This is a genomic window from Psychrilyobacter piezotolerans (assembly GCF_003391055.1).
GTDB classification, from domain to species: Bacteria; Fusobacteriota; Fusobacteriia; order Fusobacteriales; family Fusobacteriaceae; genus Psychrilyobacter; species Psychrilyobacter piezotolerans.
This window is the reverse complement of sequence record NZ_QUAJ01000076.1, coordinates 1-821: the sequence shown is the minus strand read 5'-3', so window position 1 is coordinate 821 and position 821 is coordinate 1. Positions and strand designations below refer to the sequence as shown.

Here is an 821-nt window from a genome sequence, read left to right as displayed (position 1 = left end):
ATGGGAGGGTAGTTGCCATAAGAATATTGAGGGAATAAGGCCTTCAAAAAAAATAGTGAGGACGTTTGTTTGCTATACAAAAATTCTTGTTTTCAGTATTAAATACTATGAAATATCCATAAATAAGCAATTATTTGTCAAATTAACAAAGTTAAAAACTTAATAGATACATTGAGTTATCAAGGAAAATTAATAAAAAAAATTATTTACAAATAGGGAGGGAAAATGAAAAGAATACTATTAATATTAGTGATTAGTATAAGTTTAATGAGTTATGGAAAATCAATTAATAAAAAACAGTTGCAAAATAGAAATGGAGTGTTTTACGAAGTCAACCAACTAATTCCATATACAGGGAAAAAAGTTTATTACTATAAGAATGGTCAAATCCAAATAAAAGCAAAATTTAAAGATGGTAAAATCGAAGATGTAATTTCTTACAGTAAGAGTGGTTCAATTCTGGTAAAAACAAATGATAGATATGGTAAAATCGAAAATAAATTTTCCTACTATGAGAACAATCCAATTCTAGGAACAGTAAAATTTAAAGACGATAAAATCAAAAGGGAATTAATTTTTGACTATAAAAATGGGCAAATTGAATATGAAATAAATTTTGAAGAGGGGAGGATAGTTTATTTATTCAAATAAACTTATGAGCAAAAATGGGTAAATTGAAACTAAATTAAATTAATTTAAACTTTTTCCACCTGAGTGGCGTCTGATAAGTATAAGCAAATGAAAATAGTAATATTTTTTTCATTTCTTTCTTTCCTTAAAAATAAAATATAAAAATAAAAACCTCCTGACTGTGTGACTAT

Annotated in this window: 1 protein-coding gene; it reads left to right on the top strand. The window is 25.3% G+C overall.

All coding sequences use genetic code 11. The features are described 5' to 3' along the window. Window positions 1–225: 225 nt before the first annotated feature. On the top strand, window positions 226–651 hold the full coding sequence (locus DYH56_RS15700; protein ID WP_114643786.1) for a toxin-antitoxin system YwqK family antitoxin: 426 nt from the start codon (window positions 226–228) through the stop codon (window positions 649–651). Window positions 652–821 lie beyond the last annotated feature (170 nt).

Bases quoted from the DNA above. Each gene is read 5' to 3' on its own strand.
- DYH56_RS15700 (WP_114643786.1), top strand. From the start codon at position 226: ATGAAAAGAATACTATTAATATTAGTGATTAGTATAAGTTTAATGAGT.